Origin of the sequence: Rickettsia akari str. Hartford (assembly GCF_000018205.1) — a bacterium.
GTDB lineage: Bacteria > Pseudomonadota > Alphaproteobacteria > Rickettsiales > Rickettsiaceae > Rickettsia > Rickettsia akari.
Genome location: NC_009881.1, coordinates 814,791 through 835,578 on the forward strand (window position 1 = coordinate 814,791; position 20,788 = coordinate 835,578).

The window sequence follows — 20,788 nt, forward strand, 5'->3', positions numbered from 1 at the left end:
ATTAGTGAGATAACAATGAATATATTAAAGTTAAACAATATTTTCGACGTGATAGATGATTATGACGTGTTTTTATTTGATCTTTGGGGTGTCATAATCGAAGGAGGGCATACTTACCAAGGCGTCGTAGAAAATATTAATAAAATTATTAAACAGAAAAAAGTATATTTTGTCACTAATGCTCCACGAAATATTTTTTCGCTGCATCAAACGATTAAATCTTGGGGAGTAAACGTGTTACCTGAAATGATTATTAGCTCAGGTGAAATAGCTGTGCAAATGATCCTAGAAAGCAAAGAACGCTTCGGTATTACAAAACCGGTAATATATCACCTAGGACATTTAGAAAATGATATAATAAATGGAATTCAATGTCCTATTACTGATGATATTAACGAAGCTAATATTTTCTTAATGACTATTTACAGAGACGAAAACAAAAATTTAGATTTAAACGAATTCGATGAGTTATTTAAAATTGTTGTACAACGTAAAATGGTCAATATTTGTGCTAATCCTGACCTTGGAATAAATCAGCACGGTGTTTATAGATATTGTAGCGGTTATTATGCCGAAAAAATAAAGCATCTTGGCGGCAAAGTAATTTATAGCGGTAAGCCATATGAAGACATATATAGCAAGATTTTAAACGAATGTCATAATACCCCTAAGAATCGTATGTTAATGATTGGGGATACTTTTTACACCGATATACTTGCAGCAAATCGCCTTGGTATAGACTCTGCCCTAGTGTTAACCGGAAATTCTAGAGAATATCATAGTAATTTTGATAATATTGAGGAAAAACTGAATAGTTTAACAAAAGCTGCTGTTAAGCAATCGATTATACCTAATTTTGTTGCGAGGTTGTCGTAACTAACTGTCACCCCGTGACTTGACCACGGGGTCCATAAAAACGATAAAAATACTAGTAAAGTTAGTATCTTTAACTTGATCCTGTGGTCAAGCCACGTAATGACATATGTGAAATGGATCCACACGAGAATAACATAGAAAAGCGGGAATGACATCAAAAGAACTCTATTGATATTTTACTCATAATCTGCTATAGAGTAAAACTTAAGCGGTCGTGGCGAAATTGGTAGACGCGCAGCATTGAGGGTGCTGTTCTGTAAAAAGATTGGAAGTTCAAGTCTTCTCGACCGCACCATTCCTCGGTTTTTCACAAAGCAAAATTTTTTCTATAATTCTTCTTGTTAGCAAATGTCGGTGCTAGTTGTATGAAAAGGAGTTGTAAATAAAAACTATTGCTTATTTGTACTCTGTGATTTATATTGATTAGTGAATTGTACACAATTCTGTGCCAAGCCTAGCTAACCAGCTTTAAATAATTATAATCAGTATACTCCGAAGCAAAATGAAGAGTTGTCATACTTCGACACAACTTCAAAAAGAGCAAGGAATCCACAAGGTGAGGAGCGGAGCGTATACTTAATACGTGGCTACCTGTGCTCTTTTGGGATGACGTAGCCAATTTTGAAGTTCTATCTTAGTATGTATAATAAACTATTAGGTAAATAGGCCATGCCTAATTTCAATATATTTAAAAGCATTTTACCTGATCATCATGATCAATTTGCCGAGATTTTTGATCAAATTAATGATCTGATTGAAGATCACAATTATGACGCTGCTGCAAGCAGCCTGGCCAAGCTTCATTATGCCGATTTAGCAGATTTCTTAGATAATCTTAACAATAAAACATATAAAATCATTATTCCTTTATTACAGGATGAAATGAAGCCTGAAACGTTAGTATCGTTAAATGCTTATAGTAAGCCTTTAATCATAGAAACTTTAGGCATAAAAAAATCTGCAGAATTAATCAATAAGCTAGTTATAGAAGATGCTATTGAAGTGGTAATCGATCTAGACGATGATATAAAAGACCTTATCCTAAGTAATCTTACTAAAGAAAAAAAACACCAAATTACCGTAGGTTGTACATATCCTGAAAATACGGTAGGTAGGGTAATTGAGCGAGATTTTATTAATCTTCAAGAAGGCTGGACGGTTGAGGAATCATTAAATTTTATCAAGAACGTAAAACATGACTTTTATGCTGCAATCGTTACGGATAATAAATTACGCCCCATCGGTATTATTTCTCTTAGCACGCTAATTAAAGGCAAAAAAAATGAATTAATAAAAGATTTGATGAGCAAAGATTTTAAGCTTGCAGATGCTTTTACCGACTTAAATGAATTAAGCTTCATTTTTAGACAATATGCTTTAACTATTGTACCGGTAGTAAATAAAAGCGGCAAGTTAGTAGGTAGCGTATCAATCGATAATATAATTTATATTATCGAAGAACAAGCCGGAAAAGATATATTATCATTAAGCGGGGTACACACTCAAGATACTTTCTTCAATGTATTTTATACCGTTAAACATCGTTTTCCTTGGCTCTTTGTTAATCTCATAACTGCCTGCATGACTTCACTTATCATTAACCATTTTAACGATACTATTGCAAAACTTGTAACGCTTGCAGCTACTATGCCTATCGTAGCTTCAATGGGCGGAAATGCTGGAACACAAGCCATGACCGTTACGGTTAGAGCCCTTGCTAATAAAGATATTCATTATAATACTGTCAATAAAGTTATATTAAAAGAAATAGCAGTATCAGCTTTTAACGGTTTTGTACTTGCAATTATCGGAGCAGGACTTAGCTTTGTGATGTCGCTTGACTTAAATCTTAGCGTTATTTTTGCTATTGCAGTTATGTTAAATTTTTTAGTAGCTGGATTATTCGGCTCTGCTATTCCTATAATACTGCATTATTTTGATATAGACCCCGCTGCAGGCTCCGGCGTATTTCTAACAACCATAACCGATGCTCTAGGTTTCCTAACTTTCTTAAGCCTTGCTCATATTTTTTTAGTGTAATTGTTTATTAGGTGTCTTTCCAAACCAACTTATAGAGAGGAATTTAAAGGAGACATGGCAATGCTTGCCACTGCAACGTACATAGAAATAAGTGAGAATGTGAGTAGGTATTGTTGCGTGTACCGATAAAACACACTGTGTCACACCGTGTCTTGCTAACTATGTAAATAAAAACAATAAAAAATACTAATAATTTTAGTATTTTTACTAGATCCAGTGGTCAAGCCACAGTATAACAGAAGTGGAATCGATCCATGCAACAATACTATGTGAGTACCGGATCAATATATAAATTACCTATAAAAGCGAAGTTTGGAAAGACATCTATTCAAATAAAAATACGTACACATTACAGCAAACAGTAGCTACAACTCCAAGACATTTACATATACCGCAACTTGCATCCTGATTTTCAGACTCGGTAATATTATTCTCATAAGATATATATTACCTCTTTGTATATTCTGATTATTATTATTGATATTCGAGTCTTTGAACAATAAATTTGCAACAGTTAGTATTAACCCACCCTGTGATGCAATTAGATTAGTATTATTCAAGGAGCTACATTGTGCATACTCTTGTACTTCTAAACTATTACGGTTTGACATAGTTACATTTTGACTTTAGGATTAATATTAAAATTATATAACAATAATTTTTAATCTGCATTTATTATTAAAATTTTTTAATTAATAGCCCACAAATTATAATGAGATAAGACATAACTTTTATGGAAGATATAAGCTCTTGGAAAGAAAAGTGTGAAATTTGTATTTATAGTAAAAAATTACTCGATAAACTCGAATATTTAAATCCTAAAGTAGAAAATCCTATAGATATCCTTGAAATCAAACAAGGTATCTACTATGCACGTAAATATCACGGTTCTCAAATGCGTCAATAATGCGATCCCTATTATTCGCACCCGATTGAGGTAACAATTATACTTGCTGAATTTGTAGCTGAAGAAGCACCTAAGCTTTATAACATTATTATGCTGCAAGCCGTTTTACTTCATGATACTATTGAAGAGACCAAATTCACTGAAGAAGCAATTATCGAAATTTTTGGACTGGAAGTAGCAAAACACGTAGAAGTTCTAACTAGAATTAAATCTTACGGGAAAATAAGTAGCGGAGAACGCTTAAACTTATTAAAATTAGATAAAAGATACAATACGGCATTAATAAAATTATTTGACCGAATTCATAATGTGCAAACTTTGGGAGTTAAATAACCTGAGAAAGCTAGAAAAATTATTGAAGAGAGTTTAATAAATTTTCTTTTGGTCACTGCTAATATAAATTACAAACTAGAACGAGAATTTGCTGAATTATGCCTAAAAGTTTTTAATATCGAACTTGAAAGATAAAAAACTTTTTCTAATAATAACTCTCTGCTTCCTCCTCTAACTTTATAAAATGATTTAACTCCTAATGTATAACCAATTAGAATTGGAATAATAAAGAATAATAATACCCAGTGATTAAAATAATCTATTAAGTAAATTGTGCCAAAAGAAGAAACTGCAAACATTGAAGCTCTTGATAAGGCAAATATAAAACTGCCGCATGTAAAACGTTTTAATACCGGCAATCTTGCATAAAACACTGGACCTGCCGGAAAAGTAGTAGGGGCAAATACTGCAATAAATAATTGGAATAAAAGTAATTCTATAGTATTTGAAATATTGTTTAGTAAGAATTGTTTAGTAAGATATGAGACATAATAACTACAATAGGAAATATTATTAATCTTACCTTAAGGACTTTTAAAGGATATATTTTACAAACCAAATAAGTAACAATTATTGTACTTATTAATTCTGTACCACGAACAATAAAATTTTGATGAATTACCTGATAAGAACTGTAATTAAATGAGTGTTTTAGCATATAATAAATATAAACAATATAAAACCATAACGGGGCTCCACAATGTATAAAAAAGAAAGCTATTGCTGTTGGTTTATTAATTTTTTCACTCCAAATAGGGATTGATTTTAGCCTATTACCATCTATACACGCTTGTGCTACAGTTTGCTTTATTCGTCTTTTTCCATCAATGAAATCCGGAGTCTCTATAAGATTTGTCCTTGCAATAGCACCAACTATAGCAATAGCTGCTCCAAACCAAAATGCAAGACGCCAATCAAGTCCAAAAGAAGTAATAAGTGTTCCCAGCGCCAATACTACGGTTGCACCTAAAGTTATAAAAACAACAAGCGAAGCCACTAACCAATAACGTTGAGAAATTTTTGTCATTTCGGTTAGATAAAACTCTGCACCTACGACCTCCTCCATAGAGGACATCAACTGAGCAATACGACACGCAGTTACTACAAAAGTTTCCGTATACCAATTTCGGCATAAGTTTTTAAATTAGCCATTATAAGACAACAAAGCGACATTAAAAAAGTTGTAATAATTACCGTTGCCTTACGACCTATAGTATCTCCTATCCAACCGAATATTAAAGCACCGATAGGTCTAAATACATATGTTGAACAATATGCAATTGCAGAATATAGAGAAGCAGCTCGTACATCGGCTTCAGGAAAAAAATAGCTCGTTAAGAAGTACCACCATGTGCATATAGAGCATGAGATCAAAATATTCAAGAAACATACTTATCGATAGTAGCACTATTGCTTCTTTTTGATTATAGGCTAAACTCTTTTGCTCTTTTGCGTAACTTAACATACTTATTTTGCAAATTAGTTAAAATTAATAAAGAATTATACTGTGTTATATAAAAATAACAGTCAATTTAAAAAAATTAGATTTTATAGAATTGCTAACTCAAGACCAGTACTGTAATGCGTTGAGCTTGTTGCGTGGTACAATTTCACCTCTGTCATACCGTGGCTTGACAACGGTATCCAGTTAAAAATACTAAAATTATTATAGTATTTTTTATTGTTTTTATGGACCACGTGGTCAAGCACACTAGGTGACACAGTGGATTTTATCGATCTACACAATAATGCCTAATGAGCTGAACGACTGAAAGGAGCGTATCAATGTAAAAAAATAATAATAAAAAATTCTAGTTTACAGAATTTTTAACTAGAGTGCTTAATCAATATACTTTGTAATTTCTTTGCAATGGCGTTTATTTATTAAATAATCTATCTTTATTTAGCAATGCCAATAAATTTCTAATTTAACACTTGCAATTTATCTTATAATTACTTATATTCAGATCCGCTTAGATAAAAAAAACATTAAGGCGTTTTATATGTAATTAATTTTGATCCCCTTAAACTTTGTACATAAAGAGCGTTTTTAGAGAAAGTTCATAAGATTTTTGAGGTGATATTATCAATATTTCAAAAAAATCCTGTAATTTGCCGCCAAAAAGAATTAAATTGTCGGTTAGAATTTATTTACTGATGTCCTCATATTTAAGCGGGTGTAGCTCAGGGGTAGAGCGCGACCTTGCCAAGGTCGAAGTCGAGGGTTCGAATCCCTTCACCCGCTCCAGTGATTTTTTCCGTTTTATGTTGTGCCTGCATGGCGTTGTTGTGTGGGAACCAAAACCATCATTGCGAGGAGCGCAGCGGCGCAGCAATACATAAAAAAAATTAAAAAAATTCTGTAAATCAGAGTTTTTTACTGGATTGCTTCGTTGAATTACTACGTAATTCTTTTCGCAATGACGGCAAATCAGTCCAAGCAACAACGTTCTTTCGCAAGAAACATAAGTTATGTTTATCATAAATTCAATCTTTTAGACAATATTTTTTCTGAATATCTTCTCATGAAGTTACTTATTCTCATTTTTCTATACGAGACCAAGCAATTAATAAATCCGCTTTTTCTTCTATATAATTTTTTATATCGGCAATTTTAGTTGTAATCAATTATTTATTTTACCCTTGCATTAAAGCTATTAGGTAGCTATTTTTATTTTATTGCAACAATTAGGAAATTACATATGTCAGAAAAGACGCAAGATAGTCAGGTAAATAATAACGACACTATGGAGATACAGGCAACTGAGGTATTGCCTGTAGAAACAAATGCTCTGCAATCAGGGTTAACAAGCTTAATACCTATGGTTTTAATTTTTGCTGTATTTTACTTCTTATTATTACGTCCACAAGAAAAACGACGCAAAGAAATAGAGAAATTAGTAAGTAACGTTAAAAAAGGCGAAGAAGTTCTAACAAATAGCGGCATTTACGGTATTGTGACTAAAGTAAGTGAAAATGACAATAATGTTGAAATCGAAATAGCTAAAGACGTACGTATTAAAGCTTTAAAAAGTGCTATTATCGATATAACTAGTCGTACAAAAAAAGTAGCAGTAAAAAAAGAAAATAACAAAAAAGATAAGAGGGTAAACGGTGCAAAATCTTCCTAAGTGGAAAATTTTTCTTTCAATTATATGTACGGTTTTTGCGGTTATTTGTGCCTTACCTAATTTTATGCATATAAACTCTAAGTTTCTGCCTCATGATTCAGTAAATTTAGGGCTTGACCTTAGAGGAGGAGCGCATTTATTACTCGATGTTGATTTTGATACCTACTTAAATGATTTAATGGAAAATCTTGCTGATACTTTACGCAAAAATTTTCGCAAGGATAAAATCGGCTATAAAAATCTGTTAGTTAGACAAAATAATATTCAATTAGAAGTAAGATCGCCTGAGGAATTAAAACCTTTAAAGAAAATAATTAATAAAATCGATCCGGAAATTATCACTGACGTAAATAAAAATAAAATAAAGCTTAGCTACAGCGAATCTAGATTAAATGACTTACTTAATAAGGTAGTAGACCAATCTATTGAGATCGTTCGCATGAGAGTTGATAGTACCGGCACTAAGGAGCCAACACTACAGAAGCAAGGCGATAAGCATATATTACTGCAAGTGCCCGGAGAAGAAAATCCCTCTTACCTGAAGAATCTATTAGGAAAAACTGCAAAACTAACTTTTCATTTAGTTGATGAAAATGCCAATATCGAAGAAGCGGTAAAAGGACATGTCCCTGTCGGTTCAATGCTAGTTAAGGGAGCTAACGAAAGTCATGGGGAGTATTATGTAGTTATAAAGAAAAAAGTTGTTTTAGGTGGGGATCAACTTACAACTGCTTCAGCTTCTTTTGACCAAAATTCACAAGCGGTAGTTGCCTTTTCTTTCAATAATTTAGGTAGTAAAATATTCGGTGAAATAACAAAAAATAATATCGGTAAACGCCTTGCTATAGTTTTAGACAATAAATTACTAAGTGCTCCAACGATAAACGGAGCGATTATTGGCGGAAGCGGTATAATAACGGGAAATTTTACCGTTGAGTCGGCAAATGAACTTGCAATATTATTGCGTGCCGGTTCGCTCCCTGCCCCACTTAAAATTATTGAAGAGAGAAGTATAGGTCCAAATTTAGGTGCTGACTCTATAGAGTCGGGCAAAAAGGCATGGCTTATAGGATTTATAGCAGTTTGTATATTTATGGTTTGGTCTTACGGCGTGCTTGGTTTATTCGCCAATATAGCATTAAGCCTTGCATTGTTATATATTCTAGCTTTACTTTCACTTTTCCAAGCTACTTTAACTATGCCGGGAATTGCAGGAATAATACTAACTATGGGTATGGCTGTTGATGCTAATGTATTGATTTACGAAAGGATTAAAGAAGAATTGCATAAAGGTGTTTCTAATCTTTATGCCATTAGAACCGGTTTTGAATTTGCATTTGCTACTATCCTTGATTCTAACTTAACTACGTTAATTGTTGCTTTTTTACTTTATATATTCGGAGTCGGGGCAATAAAAGGTTTTGCCGTTGCATTAACGATCGGGATTATATCTTCAATGTTTTCGGCAATGATCATTACTAAATTGTTAATAGATATTTGGGTAAAATATTTTAAACCTAAGAAATTAGGTTTGGTGTAAAAGAGTAGACTTTGTGGTAGTCGTAGTTTTAACGTCATTGCGAGGAAAAACTTGCGTTGTTGCATAGCTCATTTATGTCATTCCCGCGTAGGCGGTAATCCAATATACTTTAAAGATTTTTAAAAAACTTTTTTAAAGGGCGCTTTACGCTGGATTACCGCCTACGCGGGAATGAGATCGAACGTATTACAACAAAACCTACAAGTGAGCTAGGATTACAACTAGAAAATTGGTAATATCTTATGAAAATGCAATCAAATATTATAAAAATAATTATCGTAATTAGCTTGTTAATAGGAGTAGGAGCACTATATTTGTTGTTATCTTTAAGCACACCTGAAAAACCGCTTGCCGGTCAAGTTAATATCTATGAAGATAACGTAAACATCGGCGGTGATTTTGAACTAATAGACCAAAATGGAGAGATATTTAATAGTGAAACGTTGAAAGGGAACTTAAGCCTTGTTTACTTTGGATTTACTAGTTGTCCTGATATATGCCCAACCTCTCTAAATAACATGACGAAAATTGTAGAAATTTTAAATAAACACAAAATAGATATTCTACCTATTTTTATCACTATTGATCCCAAACGTGATACACCTGAAGTGCTTAAAGAATATTTAAAACATTTTCATCCGAAATTTATAGGTCTTACCGGTAACGAACAGCAAATAAAAGATGTAGCTGATAAATTTAAGGTTTTCTATGCTCGTGTAAATGGTGATGATGACGACCCGAACTATATGCTTGATCATTCATCTTTTACCTATTTAATCGATGCAAATGGAAAATATCTAAAACATTTCTATTTAGATTCTTCACCTAAGGACATTATGGAGTTTTTAAGAAATGAATAATTATATATTGGTAGCGTATTTATTTACCTTCTTAACCTTATCCATACTATTAATCGTAATTTTTTTAAATTACAAGTCACTGAAAAATAAACAGAACTTTAATGCAAAAGAGAGTAAGAAATAGATTAATAACAATAATTATTTGTTTCTGCTCAGCTGCTCTCGGAATTAGTATAATACTTTACAATTTAGAGAAAAATATAGTATTTTTTTTGCCGCCGTCAAAAATTAATGAGATAGAAGAAGGCAAAGAGTTAAGAGTAGGCGGGCTTGTTAAAATAGACTCAATCAATAAAATTGCTGCTGATAAGATAAGTTTTGTTATTACCGATAATATTAAGGATTTAGATATATTATATCAAGGGGTCCTCCCTGCCCTATTTCGTGAAGGACAAGGAATTATTGCCATAGGGCAATTGTTGGACAGGAAATTTATAGCAAGGCAATTACTTGCAAAGCATGATGAAAATTACAGACCTCCGAGTTAAAGAACTCGGTGTCATACCGTGGCTTGACCACGGTATCCATAAAAACAACTTAAAACACAAGTTGTTTTTATATTTTTAACTAGATGACGTGGTCAAGCCACGGCATGACAAAAACAAAACGAAAAACATGTTTATAGATAAAATCAAAGCAAAAGCAAATGATGACGAAATAAACGTAATTATCGAAATTCCGATGAATAGCGGTCCAATCAAATACGAATTTGACAAAGAATCAGGAGCGGTTTTTGTTGATCGCTTTATGCAAACTACCATGAGCTATCCGTGTAATTACGGCTTTATTCCTCATACTCTTTCAAATGACGGTGATCCGGTAGATGTACTTGTCGTAGCTCATCATCCGGTAGTGCCTGGGTCGGTTATAAAATGCCGAGCAGTCGGCGTATTAATGATGGAAGATGAATCAGGACTCGATGAGAAAATTATCGCAGTACCAACCTCTAAACTCGATATTACTTTCGATCATATTAAAGAACTAGATGATTTATGTGAAATGCTAAAGAAACGTATCGTGCATTTCTTTGAGCATTATAAAGATTTAGAAAAAGGTAAATGGGTTAAGGTGAATGGATGGGAAAATAAAGCAAAAGCAGAAACTTTAATCAATGAAGGAATAGATAGGGTTAGTTAGAGGTACAGTAGTGCTGTCATACTGTGGCTTGATCACGGTATCCAGTAAAACATATAAAAATTTATTTTTATATGTTTATTCTATCAAGCTATGTACTGTCGGTAATAACGTTTAGATTATTTTTTCTGGATCCTGTATACAAGCCACGGTATGACAGAGGTAAAACTAATCCACGCAAACAATATATCTTTACAATAACGTATCTATAAAAAACAGTAATATTAATAAAACAGTGACATTATTTCGTTCAGGAGTCATAGTAGCTTTTTTTACACTAATTTCTCGTATATTCGGGCTTGTGCGTGAACAATTTATCGCATCATTATTTGGCTCTACGCCTATGGGTGATAGCATTAATATTGCTTTTAAACTACCGAATCTATTTAGAAGAATTTTTGCAGAAGGGGCATTATCAAGCGTATTCATTCCTATTTATAATGAAAAAATGCTTATTTCTAAGAAAGCCGCTAATAATTTTTCAGGCGAGGTATTTACCCTGCTACTTCTAACATTAATAGTAATAATAGCATTAATACAAATCTTCATGCCACAATTAATGTTGTTTATTGCTCCTGGATTTCACGGTAAAAAAGAAAAATTCGAGCTTACGGTATTTTTATGCCGCATTACAATGCCTTATTTAATATTTGTTTCATTAACAGCTCTACTTGGCGGAATATTAAACTCTGTAAAGAAATTTGCAGCCTTTGCTTTTTCACCGGTTATTTTAAGTATATGCGTAATAATTTTTACTTTAACATTTGATAATTATATAGAGTCTACTACCTCAATTAGCTTATCTTTAATAATTGCCGGAATATTACAAGTTTCTTTTATGTTTGTTTGTGTAAAAAGATCAGATTTAAACTTTCCAATAATTTTTAACCCAAGCGATCCCGATGTAAAAAAGCTTTTGATTAATATGGGACCGGCAACTATTAGCTCCGGCGTACAGCAATTAAATCTTTTCATATCCCAATCTATTGCTAGCTTTATTGAAGGTGCTATTTCTATATTATCTTATGCCGACCGGATATATCAATTTCCTTTATCGATAATAGGTACTAGCTTTGCTACTATATTGCTACCTGAGCTGTCAAAAATCTATAAATCAAATGATATAATAGCTGCAAAAAAAATACAGAATAATGCTATTAGAATGGGGCTGTTATTATCACTGCCTGCAACATTCGGTATTATCATTCTATCTAATCCGATTATTAATATAATTTATGAAAGAGGAGTATTCACGCCTCAAGATACTACAAATACAGCCGAGGCTATTTCTGCATTTGCATTAGGACTTCCTGCTTTTATTTTGGCAAAAATTTTAACTCCTATTTTTTATGCTAACGGAGATACTAAAACACCGCTCAAAATAACCTTATTTTCAATCATAATTAATACCGATATGAATCTATTATTAATGGATTCTTTGAAACATATCGGTATTGCAGTCAGTACATCTATTGCAGCTTGGTATAATCTAGGTTTATTATATAGCTATACTACAAAACAAAATAAGCTTCATATAGAAGCCGGTATAAAACTTTTTTGCGGTAAAATTTTGTTATGCTGTACATTAATGTCTATTATAATTGCTTTAATAAAACATTATTATTTAGAATATTTTTATTCGGAATATTTCCTGATTAAGGTCTGTATGCTAGGTAGTACAATTGCAGTGGGAATGGGAACATTTTTCGGCACAGCATATTTATTAAAAGTGGTCAATTATGATAATAACAAAAAATAAATCAAATTATCAGGATTTGCTAAAAACCTTAGCTATTATAGCCATGAGCATTGATCATGTGGGTTTATATCTATATCCTGAATTAACGGTTATGCGAATTATAGGTCGCACGGCTATGCCGATATTTTGCTTTTTTGCCGGTTACAATTTTCATGATAAGCCAAAAACTAGAATAATAATATGCGGAGTTTTGCTACAAATATATACTACTGTACTATTTAAACAGTTTTTTACTACACATATTCTAATCTCTATCTATCTAGGGCAATGGTATATTTATTATTTTCGTAATTCTTTAACTCGCTTTTTCTATAGTGGTTATTGCAATGTAGTGATAATGGTAATATTGTGGTATATTAGCTGGGCTTTGATTGATTACGGGACTCTTGTGATTGCTATAATGATACTTGGATTTATTGCAAAACATGAGCAGATAAATTTCAAACTTTGCGGTTTTATAGCAATTTTTGCTTCCCTAGTGCATTCAACTCTTTTTACTCTTGCGATTCCCTTTAGTGATTTTAATTTTTCAAATACTGACTTAATTTTAAACCTTACTTTTTTAACAATTACTTACATATTAATGATCTCAAGAGATTACTCACAAAAAATACCAATAAATCTCAAATGGATAAGTCGTAATGTTATATATATCTATTGTATACAAATTATAATCTTACAATTCATATTCATTTATAAATACACATATGGTTTTAAAAATTGGTAGATAAACATTAATAATTAGTGACAGCGTAATTTAGTTAATATTAATATATTTAAATAAATTGATCATTAAATATATGAATATAATAGATCGCTTAATTTTGGATAATGAACAATATAAAGAGCAATTTAGAAACAATAAACTTTTTAAAATTAAGTTAGATAGTACCATACGAAAAAATAAATTTCTTATACATTTTCGGATTTGGTCAGACGCATTTCAAAAAATGGTATTAGCAAGAGTAGTGTTTTCTGAAACAACAGAATTTAAACAACTTGCATGGGAGCATCTTACCGATGAATTTGGACATAATATAGAATTATCCCAAAATCTAGAAAATGGTGAAGAAGTTACAGATTCTATTTTTGAGGCCTTAGGTTCTTGGTTTACACTAAAAATGATGACTCTTGGAGATAGTGAGCGAGTTGTTCTTGTCCATTTAGTAATAGAGTCTTGTGCTACTATATTCTATGAAAAACTGGGATCAATATTTTTAAATCATAAGTCAGCAAAACATTTCAAAACACATATGCATCTTGATCCTGAACATGAACAAATGGGAATAGATTTATTAAAACAAATAAATATTAATGATTTTTCTTTACTCACTATTCAAAAAAAAGGCTGGGATATGATGGACGCTCTGTTTACTAGGCTTGCGGAAATTACACAGGACTAATTGGATAATAGTGTATCAGTAAATAAATTTTAACCGAATATTATAAATAGCAAAAATAACAACTAATTAATTGACATTTAGAGCCATTATATGTATATTACTATGTCTTATTTGTATATAAAAAATTTTTAATATATAAGCTATACGGATATTAAGTAGTATTAATGAATTAAGTTATGCCGATACTACACGTACTAATAGCAACACCAAAAAGCATTTTGAATAACTTACTTATAAATCAGATTAGCTGCTACTATACGGGCTTATAATGCTGTAAATACTCTAGATGAAGCTTTCAAAACTTCATTACAAAATAATTCTTATAAAACTGTAAAATTACTACTTTCATCTGGTTAACTTCATCTTCATTATAAGGACACCGCAGGAAATTCAGTTTTAATGAATATACTTCAATCACAAAATACTCCTATACTAAAATAAAAAATTATTTTAGTAAGGCAAACGCGGAAACTGATTTTAAATTATTTCCTTTAATACCTAATAATAGCTGTCATACAATTTATGAGATTGCTGCAGTAGCAGACAGTAAAAGATTTCAAAAATTCTTTATCATAAAATAGCAGAGCTGCATGATTTTAATAAAATAGGAGTTCAATCATTAAAGGATATGCATCCGTCTTATTATACACTTTATCCTAATAACCTAGATACTCCACATGAGATGGAATTAAATTGAGAAATACTGTTACCAACAGTACATACAGAATAAAAACATAATACAATACTAATAGCTTGAGTATCAGTATTTGGTACAGCCACTAGTGTACGAACGTTGCTACATCGTCATGGCAAAGCTATAAAGTGGCTGCGGCAATGACGAAAATCATTAAACCTAAACCAATTCACTTACTTGCGATTTGGCGAAAAGCCTTATCTGAAAGTTAATAAAATTTAAATTACCTTTTGAACATATTGCCGCAAATTTATGAGCTTTAAGTAATAGATCATAATCTTCTGCCAAATCAGCAAAGAAAAACTCCATTTCACCGCTTTGCTTTACTCCTAAAACCTCACCGCTACCTCGCAGTTTTAAATCCTGCTCAGCAATATAAAACCCATCATTAGTTTGTTTCATTATCTCAAACCTACCTCGTGCAACTTTTCCAAGCCTTTTAGGATTATAGAGCAATATACAATATGACTGCAACGAGCCTCGCCCTACTCTACCTCTAAGCTGATGCAACTGAGCGAGACCAAATCTCTCAGCGTTTTCAATAATGATCAAAGTCGCTTCAGGCACGTCTATTCCGACTTCAATAACAGTTGTTGCAACTAATATCTTAATTTCACCTGCCTTAAACTGCTTCATTATTTGCTCTTTCTGCTCGTTCTTCATCTTACCGTGAATAATACCGGTATAACCTTGATATATATTTTCGATAGAGTTAAAACGATTAATCACATCCATTAATAAACTATCCTCTTGCTCCTCCTCCATTGTCATCCCGTGGCTCCTACACAGGATCCAGTCTTTTTTAATTTTTTTCTGTATACCGGGGTCAAGCCTCGGTATGACATCATGGGAGGGACTCTGCTCTACCAATGGACAAATCCAATATACCCGCTCACCTGCTATAAGCTTCTTATTTATCGATTCGATAATATGTTCTATCTTATTAACTGACATGGTATTTGTAGCGATAGGCAAACGATTTTTTGGCTTACCCATTAGCTTTGAGATACTCATATCACCAAACATAGTAAGTGCAAGACTACGAGGAATCGGCGTTGCGGTCATAACTAAAACATCGGGATTTAGTCCTTTATTTATCAGGTTCAAACGCTGCTGTACCCCAAATCTATGCTGCTCATCGATCACTATATAACCTAGCTTCTTAAAGCTTACTTTCTCTTGAAATAAAGCATGAGTACCGACTAATATATCAATCTCGCCGTTTTTGAGCTGCTGCATGATATTTTTTCGAGCTGCCCCAAGGATTTTACCGGTAAGTAACGCAATTCTTATATTAGTATTTTTTAAAGCTTTAACACAAAACTCATAATGCTGATTGGCAAGCAAATCGGTTGGAGCCATAAGCGTTGCTTGAAATCCAGCTTTTACCACATTTACAATCGTAAGCAAAGCTACCAGAGTTTTACCGGAGCCAACATCACCTTGCAGTAATTTCATCATTTCTACTTTATCGCTTTGCTCAAACTCTATTTCTTCTATGACTTGCTTTTGATACTGCGTTAACTCAAATCCTAACTCATTTAATATATTTGCTTGAATAGCTGCAGCTTTCATGTAAATATTACCTTGTCTTCTACTCATTTGTGTACGTACATTAAAAAGAGATATTTGATTGGCGATTAGTTCTTTGGCTGCTAGTTGTTTTTTGAACGACTCAGTGTCATACCTACTAGATTTGTCCTGTGTCATCCCGCGACTTGAGCGCGGGATCCAGTCTTTTTTTATGCTTTTATTGATACCGTGGTCAAGCAACTGTATGACAACCTCTCTTACATGCAAAACATTCAAACTCTGCAATATCTCATCCAAATATTCTTTCACTTCTTTATCTTCCACCACTTTACACTTCTCTTCAAATATCTCTATTGCTTTTATAATATATGAATATAGCTGCTTGTTACTAAGCAAGTATGTCAGGGAATAAATCGGCTCTATTTCTTTTGCAAGTTTAGGATTCGTAATAAATTCAGGATGCGAAATCTGCAAATAATGATCAAAAAATTGTACTTTACCGCTAATAATATGCTTTGTTCCGACTTTCAGCTTATTAAAAATAAACGGTGGTGGTTTATGAAAAAACACTAATAACAAAGAACCGGTATCATGGCTAGCCGTAATTTTTAAAGGCTGATTACTTTTTTTCGGTAAATTAACACTCTCAATTACAATTTCCGTTTGTATTATTTCCCCGTCTCTGACTTCCGTTAAATTGGGCCATAATATTTTATTTTTGTATGACACAGGTAGATAAAATAATAAATCACGAATATTATTAATACCGAGCCTCTTCAAAGCATATACGGTATCTTCACGTATATTGATGAACGTTTTTATGGAAGAAAATAAAAATTTTTCTAGAATAGTTAGCATATATTTTAAAGAATCTAAAACATATATTCTAAATGATTTTGCTAAGAAAATTAATAAGAATTTTTAGTTTACATGATTATATTTGTTTGCTATTTTATAAAATAAATTAATAGAGGTTAATATGTTTACTAATCCACAAGAAATTTATATACTGTAGAAGAATTAGGAAGTAAATTCCAAACAGCAATGAAGGCAGATAATGTAGAAGATTTAAAAAATTAATAATTAATGTTTGAAATTACTAACGTTATCGATATACCACGTATACAGCCTAACTTCAATATAATATTAGATGAAAAAGTCTTATAAAAATCGCTAAACTTGATCCTATCATCTACCTAGTTTTTCTTACTAAGATATGTTTACCCTCAGAACAACTGCACTCCTCTATTGTATACAAAGCTTTCATAGATTGTATCCAAAATTTCAAGAAATAACAGCAATTTACACTTTATTATTACTCAGCTTAACGTGTAATCAATACCTTTATGAAGGAATAACAGGAAAGATAAAAAAGTAAATAATCTTTTACGCTACATGCATTTAGATTAAGAAGCATTTAATATAGCTATGGATCAAGGTGGAGCAATTAAAGATTTTATATGTCAAAAAGATAAGAAACTACACCATAGTGAATTTTCTAAGAATTATCTTACAGGTGAAACACAAGTAGATATTGCAGGGGATTCAGAAAGTCATTCGTAATAAATATAGTTACATTGATAAAAGTCGTTATTGCGAGGAATTTACGCACCAATTGACGAAGCAATCCAGTAAAATATAGCATTTTTACTATTTTTACTGGATTACCACGCTCCTTTTAGTCGCTCGTAATGACGGAGCGATATCCACGCTGGCAACGCCGCTTCACAATGATGTTTTTTGCAATGCTTATAAATCTAATTTTAACCCTGCTCTAAGAATAGCTGAGGATTTCAAAGGCATACCTTCTAGAAAACCAGCTGTTTTGTAGCCGCCTGAGCCAACTATCTTAAATGTTTCATTTAAGCTAAGCTCAAAATTAACTGCCCCAAATCCACCTTGTTTACAGCTCTCTTTTAAAGGAGTAGCGGTTAACATTTTAGGCTGATTCCAAAATGCAGCTTCTAAACCTAAACCGCCAAAATCGAATTCGATCAATTGATTTGCTTTAACCCCAACACCGTAAGACTTAAATTTCTGATTTTTGCCGTAATTAATATTAACTTGAATATATTTATTATCAACAACAAAATGGTTAACTAAACCACGCTCTAAACCGTATGGAGCAAGTATCGCTCTGGTCGCAGGTAAATATTTCACTTCTCCCAACTCAAACATTGGAATATTATTAAGATCTTGATTCATTATAAATGAATATCCTGAATAGAATAAAAACGGATCAAATAAATCTAAACAAGCATATGAACGAAGTTTATTTTTAGTAATATAATTTTCACCGTATATGGAGTTAATCACTTTTACATATGCATTCATATCATTACCGTCTTTATCTTTAGCGTTAAACTTAGTACTAAAAATATAAACTGCTTGATCTAGTCTTGCGACTAAATAACCTATACCGTAAGTAGGGTTAATTTTGTTACTTGTCATATATCTATCTTTAATATTTTCAGATAACAAATAGCTTGCTTGAACCCCACCTGTATCTACAGCAATGCGCTTATGAACTTGAAAAGCATTAAGATTGTTAACTTTCAAATGTGTTGTACCACTAAAAGGACCTACTTCATATTTTGTTACTTTTAAATCAAATTCTCTTGCTCTTGCTCCATGACCTCCTATTTCATGATTACCTACCATAATCCAAGATGCAGCAGTAAATCTTGTAATATAACTTAATATATTCATAGCGATATGATCTGAATCGGCAAATATAGCATCATCTAATTGACGGTAACCTTCAAGTAATGACATAGCAGCATCGCTACTCGCTCTTGAGGACATATCTTTATCATAAGTAACTATATAGCTATAACTTTTTTTAGAATTTTCTTGAATTGCCATATCGTCATCAATATTTGATGTAGTTGCCAATACTGTTGATGAATACAAAAAACAAGCCGCAATAGTTAAATTTAATTTATTTAATTTCATAGTATTATTAATTTTTGTTAATCGTAAGTAGCCACGATATATACTATTTTTAAATTTGTAAAGTATTTTTTTAACATACCAAACTTTTGTATGTCCTTGACTTCTTTTAAATCCTCATAATTTCTTAAATCTAATAGATACTAAATAATTGAAAATTTATGAATAGAATCTATCCTTCGACTGAAGCTGCTCTTGAAGGACTTCTTTATGACGGCATGACTATCATGTCAGGCGGATTCGGTCTATGTGGTATTCCCGAAAATCTAATAAATGCACTTCTTAAAAGCAATATTCAAAATTTAACTATTATAAGCAATAATTGCGGTGTTGATAATTTTGGACTTGTGCTTCTTCTTCAAAATAAACAAATAAAAAAATGATTTCTTCCTATGTCGGAGAAAATAAGCTTTTTGAGCAACAATATCTTGATAAAGTACTTGAGCTTGAATTAAACCCATAAGAAACTTTAGCTGAACGCATTAGAGCAGCGCGCATAGGCATTCCGGCTTTTTATACTAAAACAGGTATAGGTACAATAGTTGAAGGAGGTAAAGAAACAAAGGAGTTTAATGGCGAAAAATATATAATGGAAACAGCACTTCAAGCTGACATTGCTATTAACTAAATGCTTTAAAGCCGATAAAAGCGGCAACGTAATTTACAATAAAACTGCAAGAAACTTTAATGCAGTCATGGCAGGAGCAGCAAAAACCACAATTTGTGAAGTAGAAGAAATAGTCAATATAGGAGAGCTAGAACCTGATAATATTCATACACCTAATATTTTCATACAGCGATTAATAGTAGGTAAGAAATATGAAAAACGTATTGAACAATTAACTGTTAGAGAAAAATAAATATGTCTTGTACTAAAGAACAAATGTACAAAATAACCGCAGAAGAGCTTAAAGATTGGTCATATGTCAACGTGGGTATAGGTATCCCTACTCTTGTTACAAAGTATATACCTAAAGGAATGAATGTAATATTTCAAAGCGAGAACGGTATGCTTGGTATAGGACAATTTTCCTTACACAGGAGAAGAAGATCCTGATTTAATTAATGCCTGTACTATTACTGCTCTACCTGACAGTAGATATTTTGATAGTGCCTTTTCATTTGGGATGATTAGAGGTTCGCATGTCGATTTAACTATTTTAGGTGCTATGCAAGTCTTACAAAAAGGCGATCTTGCCAACTGGACTATTCCAGGTAAAATAGTTAAAGGTATGGGAGGAGCTATGAATTTAGTCGCTAACACCAAAAGAGTAGTTATTATAATGGAACATAACGCAAAAGACGGCAGTGCTAAATTATTAAAAGAATGCACTTTTCCATTCACAGGCAAAAAAGTAGTTAACAGAATCATTACCGATCTTGGAATTTTTGATATTGATAAAGATGAAATGATATTAGTTAGAAAGGGTGACGATGTTACTATTGATGAGCTAAAGTCTAAAACTGGAGCCGAGTTTATTGTATGCTTATAAGAGATGTGTGTTTAGTATGGACCGGTTCATGTCATTCCCGCGTAGGCTTGAATCCAGTACTTTCAAGATTGTTAAAAGCTCTATTTAATCTAGCTTTATGATAGGGCCTACGCGGGAATGACATAGGAAGCCT

At 32.3% G+C, this 20,788-nt stretch carries 16 protein-coding genes, 2 tRNA genes and 4 pseudogenes; 16 read left to right on the forward strand and 6 right to left on the reverse strand.

Annotated features, from left to right (window positions below; translation table 11 throughout):
* Window positions 1-15 precede the first annotated feature (15 nt).
* The 3 genes from A1C_RS04040 (at window position 16) to mgtE (ending at window position 2,916) form a co-directional block, all read left to right on the forward strand.
* Complete coding sequence (locus tag A1C_RS04040) at window positions 16-876, forward strand: TIGR01459 family HAD-type hydrolase (protein WP_012149803.1); 861 nt, start codon at window positions 16-18, stop codon at window positions 874-876.
* A 208-nt stretch (window positions 877-1,084) separates the two neighbouring features.
* Window positions 1,085-1,171, forward strand: a tRNA-Leu gene (locus A1C_RS04045).
* 374 nt (window positions 1,172-1,545) lie between these two features.
* A complete protein-coding gene (mgtE, locus tag A1C_RS04050) occupies window positions 1,546-2,916 on the forward strand; it encodes a magnesium transporter (RefSeq protein WP_012149804.1) in 1,371 nt (456 codons plus the stop codon).
* A 324-nt stretch (window positions 2,917-3,240) separates the two neighbouring features.
* Here mgtE and A1C_RS07065 read toward each other — a convergent pair.
* Window positions 3,241-3,527, reverse strand: a pseudogene (locus A1C_RS07065) (hypothetical protein).
* 122 nt (window positions 3,528-3,649) lie between these two features.
* Here A1C_RS07065 and A1C_RS09555 point away from each other — a divergent pair.
* Window positions 3,650-4,291, forward strand: a pseudogene (locus tag A1C_RS09555) (HD domain-containing protein).
* Here the strand turns inward: A1C_RS09555 and A1C_RS09560 are convergent.
* The 3 genes from A1C_RS09560 to A1C_RS08710 all read right to left on the reverse strand — a co-directional run bounded on the left by A1C_RS09560 (window position 4,225) and on the right by A1C_RS08710 (window position 5,530).
* Window positions 4,225-4,515 carry a proline/betaine transporter gene (locus tag A1C_RS09560; RefSeq protein ID WP_232279085.1) on the reverse strand — a complete coding sequence of 97 codons (291 nt, stop codon included), beginning with the start codon at window positions 4,513-4,515 and terminating at the stop codon, window positions 4,225-4,227. The pseudogene A1C_RS09555 and the gene A1C_RS09560 overlap by 67 nt on opposite strands.
* 98 nt (window positions 4,516-4,613) lie before the next feature.
* Window positions 4,614-5,222, reverse strand: coding sequence for an MFS transporter (locus tag A1C_RS08705; protein ID WP_232279086.1), 609 nt, complete (start codon window positions 5,220-5,222; stop codon window positions 4,614-4,616).
* 35 nt (window positions 5,223-5,257) lie between these two features.
* Window positions 5,258-5,530 carry an MFS transporter gene (locus A1C_RS08710; RefSeq protein WP_232279087.1) on the reverse strand — a complete coding sequence of 91 codons (273 nt, stop codon included), beginning with the start codon at window positions 5,528-5,530 and terminating at the stop codon, window positions 5,258-5,260.
* A gap of 799 nt (window positions 5,531-6,329) precedes the next feature.
* Between A1C_RS08710 and A1C_RS04080 the strand changes: the two genes are divergently transcribed.
* The 9 genes from A1C_RS04080 to A1C_RS04125 all read left to right on the forward strand — a co-directional run bounded on the left by A1C_RS04080 (window position 6,330) and on the right by A1C_RS04125 (window position 13,983).
* Window positions 6,330-6,404: transfer RNA gene (locus A1C_RS04080), tRNA-Gly, on the forward strand.
* 454 nt (window positions 6,405-6,858) lie between these two features.
* Window positions 6,859-7,287, forward strand: a complete 429-nt coding sequence (yajC, locus tag A1C_RS04090) for a preprotein translocase subunit YajC (protein WP_012149808.1) — start codon at window positions 6,859-6,861, stop codon at window positions 7,285-7,287.
* The gene (secD, locus tag A1C_RS04095) at window positions 7,271-8,827 is read left to right on the forward strand and encodes a protein translocase subunit SecD (RefSeq protein ID WP_012149809.1); all 1,557 of its coding nucleotides are present in this window, start codon (window positions 7,271-7,273) and stop codon (window positions 8,825-8,827) included. The genes yajC and secD overlap by 17 nt, the downstream gene beginning before the upstream one ends.
* Window positions 8,828-9,069: 242 nt before the next feature.
* The gene (locus A1C_RS04100; RefSeq protein WP_012149810.1) at window positions 9,070-9,687 is read left to right on the forward strand and encodes an SCO family protein; all 618 of its coding nucleotides are present in this window, start codon (window positions 9,070-9,072) and stop codon (window positions 9,685-9,687) included.
* A 101-nt stretch (window positions 9,688-9,788) separates the two neighbouring features.
* The gene (ccmE, locus tag A1C_RS04105) at window positions 9,789-10,175 is read left to right on the forward strand and encodes a cytochrome c maturation protein CcmE (RefSeq protein ID WP_012149811.1); all 387 of its coding nucleotides are present in this window, start codon (window positions 9,789-9,791) and stop codon (window positions 10,173-10,175) included.
* Window positions 10,176-10,302: 127 nt separating this feature from the next.
* The gene (gene ppa, locus A1C_RS04110; RefSeq protein WP_012149812.1) at window positions 10,303-10,824 is read left to right on the forward strand and encodes an inorganic diphosphatase; all 522 of its coding nucleotides are present in this window, start codon (window positions 10,303-10,305) and stop codon (window positions 10,822-10,824) included.
* Between the two features lie 232 nt (window positions 10,825-11,056).
* Window positions 11,057-12,580: a murein biosynthesis integral membrane protein MurJ gene (gene murJ, locus A1C_RS04115; protein WP_012149813.1), complete on the forward strand. Its 1,524-nt coding sequence runs from the start codon at window positions 11,057-11,059 to the stop codon at window positions 12,578-12,580.
* The gene (locus A1C_RS04120; protein WP_012149814.1) at window positions 12,561-13,307 is read left to right on the forward strand and encodes a TraX family protein; all 747 of its coding nucleotides are present in this window, start codon (window positions 12,561-12,563) and stop codon (window positions 13,305-13,307) included. The genes murJ and A1C_RS04120 overlap by 20 nt, the downstream gene beginning before the upstream one ends.
* A 73-nt stretch (window positions 13,308-13,380) precedes the next feature.
* Window positions 13,381-13,983, forward strand: a complete 603-nt coding sequence (locus A1C_RS04125; RefSeq protein WP_012149815.1) for a hypothetical protein — start codon at window positions 13,381-13,383, stop codon at window positions 13,981-13,983.
* A gap of 853 nt (window positions 13,984-14,836) precedes the next feature.
* On the opposite strand, the gene A1C_RS04130 is transcribed toward A1C_RS04125, so the two are convergent.
* Entirely contained in the window at window positions 14,837-17,068 is a 2,232-nt protein-coding gene (locus tag A1C_RS04130) for an ATP-dependent DNA helicase RecG (protein WP_012149816.1), read from the reverse strand.
* Between the two features lie 570 nt (window positions 17,069-17,638).
* Here A1C_RS04130 and A1C_RS09110 point away from each other — a divergent pair.
* Window positions 17,639-17,773, forward strand: coding sequence for a hypothetical protein (locus A1C_RS09110; RefSeq protein WP_012149817.1), 135 nt, complete (start codon window positions 17,639-17,641; stop codon window positions 17,771-17,773).
* A gap of 186 nt (window positions 17,774-17,959) precedes the next feature.
* On the opposite strand, the gene A1C_RS04135 is transcribed toward A1C_RS09110, so the two are convergent.
* The gene (locus tag A1C_RS04135; protein WP_232279088.1) at window positions 17,960-19,105 is read right to left on the reverse strand and encodes a hypothetical protein; all 1,146 of its coding nucleotides are present in this window, start codon (window positions 19,103-19,105) and stop codon (window positions 17,960-17,962) included.
* A 218-nt stretch (window positions 19,106-19,323) separates the two neighbouring features.
* Here A1C_RS04135 and A1C_RS08715 point away from each other — a divergent pair.
* Together A1C_RS08715 and A1C_RS04145 are read left to right on the forward strand one after the other, a co-directional pair.
* Window positions 19,324-20,022, forward strand: a pseudogene (locus A1C_RS08715) (CoA transferase subunit A).
* Between the two features lie 2 nt (window positions 20,023-20,024).
* Window positions 20,025-20,655 (forward strand): annotated as a pseudogene (locus A1C_RS04145) (3-oxoacid CoA-transferase subunit B).
* Window positions 20,656-20,788 lie beyond the last annotated feature (133 nt).

Coding starts and splice junctions, on each gene's coding strand:
- A1C_RS04040 (WP_012149803.1), top strand. CDS start 16: ATGAATATATTAAAGTTAAACAATATTTTCGACGTGATAGATGATTAT.
- mgtE (WP_012149804.1), top strand. CDS start 1,546: ATGCCTAATTTCAATATATTTAAAAGCATTTTACCTGATCATCATGAT.
- A1C_RS08705 (WP_232279086.1), bottom strand. CDS start 5,222: ATGGAGGAGGTCGTAGGTGCAGAGTTTTATCTAACCGAAATGACAAAA.
- yajC (WP_012149808.1), top strand. CDS start 6,859: ATGTCAGAAAAGACGCAAGATAGTCAGGTAAATAATAACGACACTATG.
- A1C_RS04100 (WP_012149810.1), top strand. CDS start 9,070: ATGAAAATGCAATCAAATATTATAAAAATAATTATCGTAATTAGCTTG.
- ccmE (WP_012149811.1), top strand. CDS start 9,789: ATGCAAAAGAGAGTAAGAAATAGATTAATAACAATAATTATTTGTTTC.
- ppa (WP_012149812.1), top strand. CDS start 10,303: ATGTTTATAGATAAAATCAAAGCAAAAGCAAATGATGACGAAATAAAC.
- A1C_RS04120 (WP_012149814.1), top strand. CDS start 12,561: ATGATAATAACAAAAAATAAATCAAATTATCAGGATTTGCTAAAAACC.
- A1C_RS04125 (WP_012149815.1), top strand. CDS start 13,381: ATGAATATAATAGATCGCTTAATTTTGGATAATGAACAATATAAAGAG.
- A1C_RS04130 (WP_012149816.1), bottom strand. CDS start 17,068: ATGCTAACTATTCTAGAAAAATTTTTATTTTCTTCCATAAAAACGTTC.
- A1C_RS09110 (WP_012149817.1), top strand. CDS start 17,639: ATGGATCAAGGTGGAGCAATTAAAGATTTTATATGTCAAAAAGATAAG.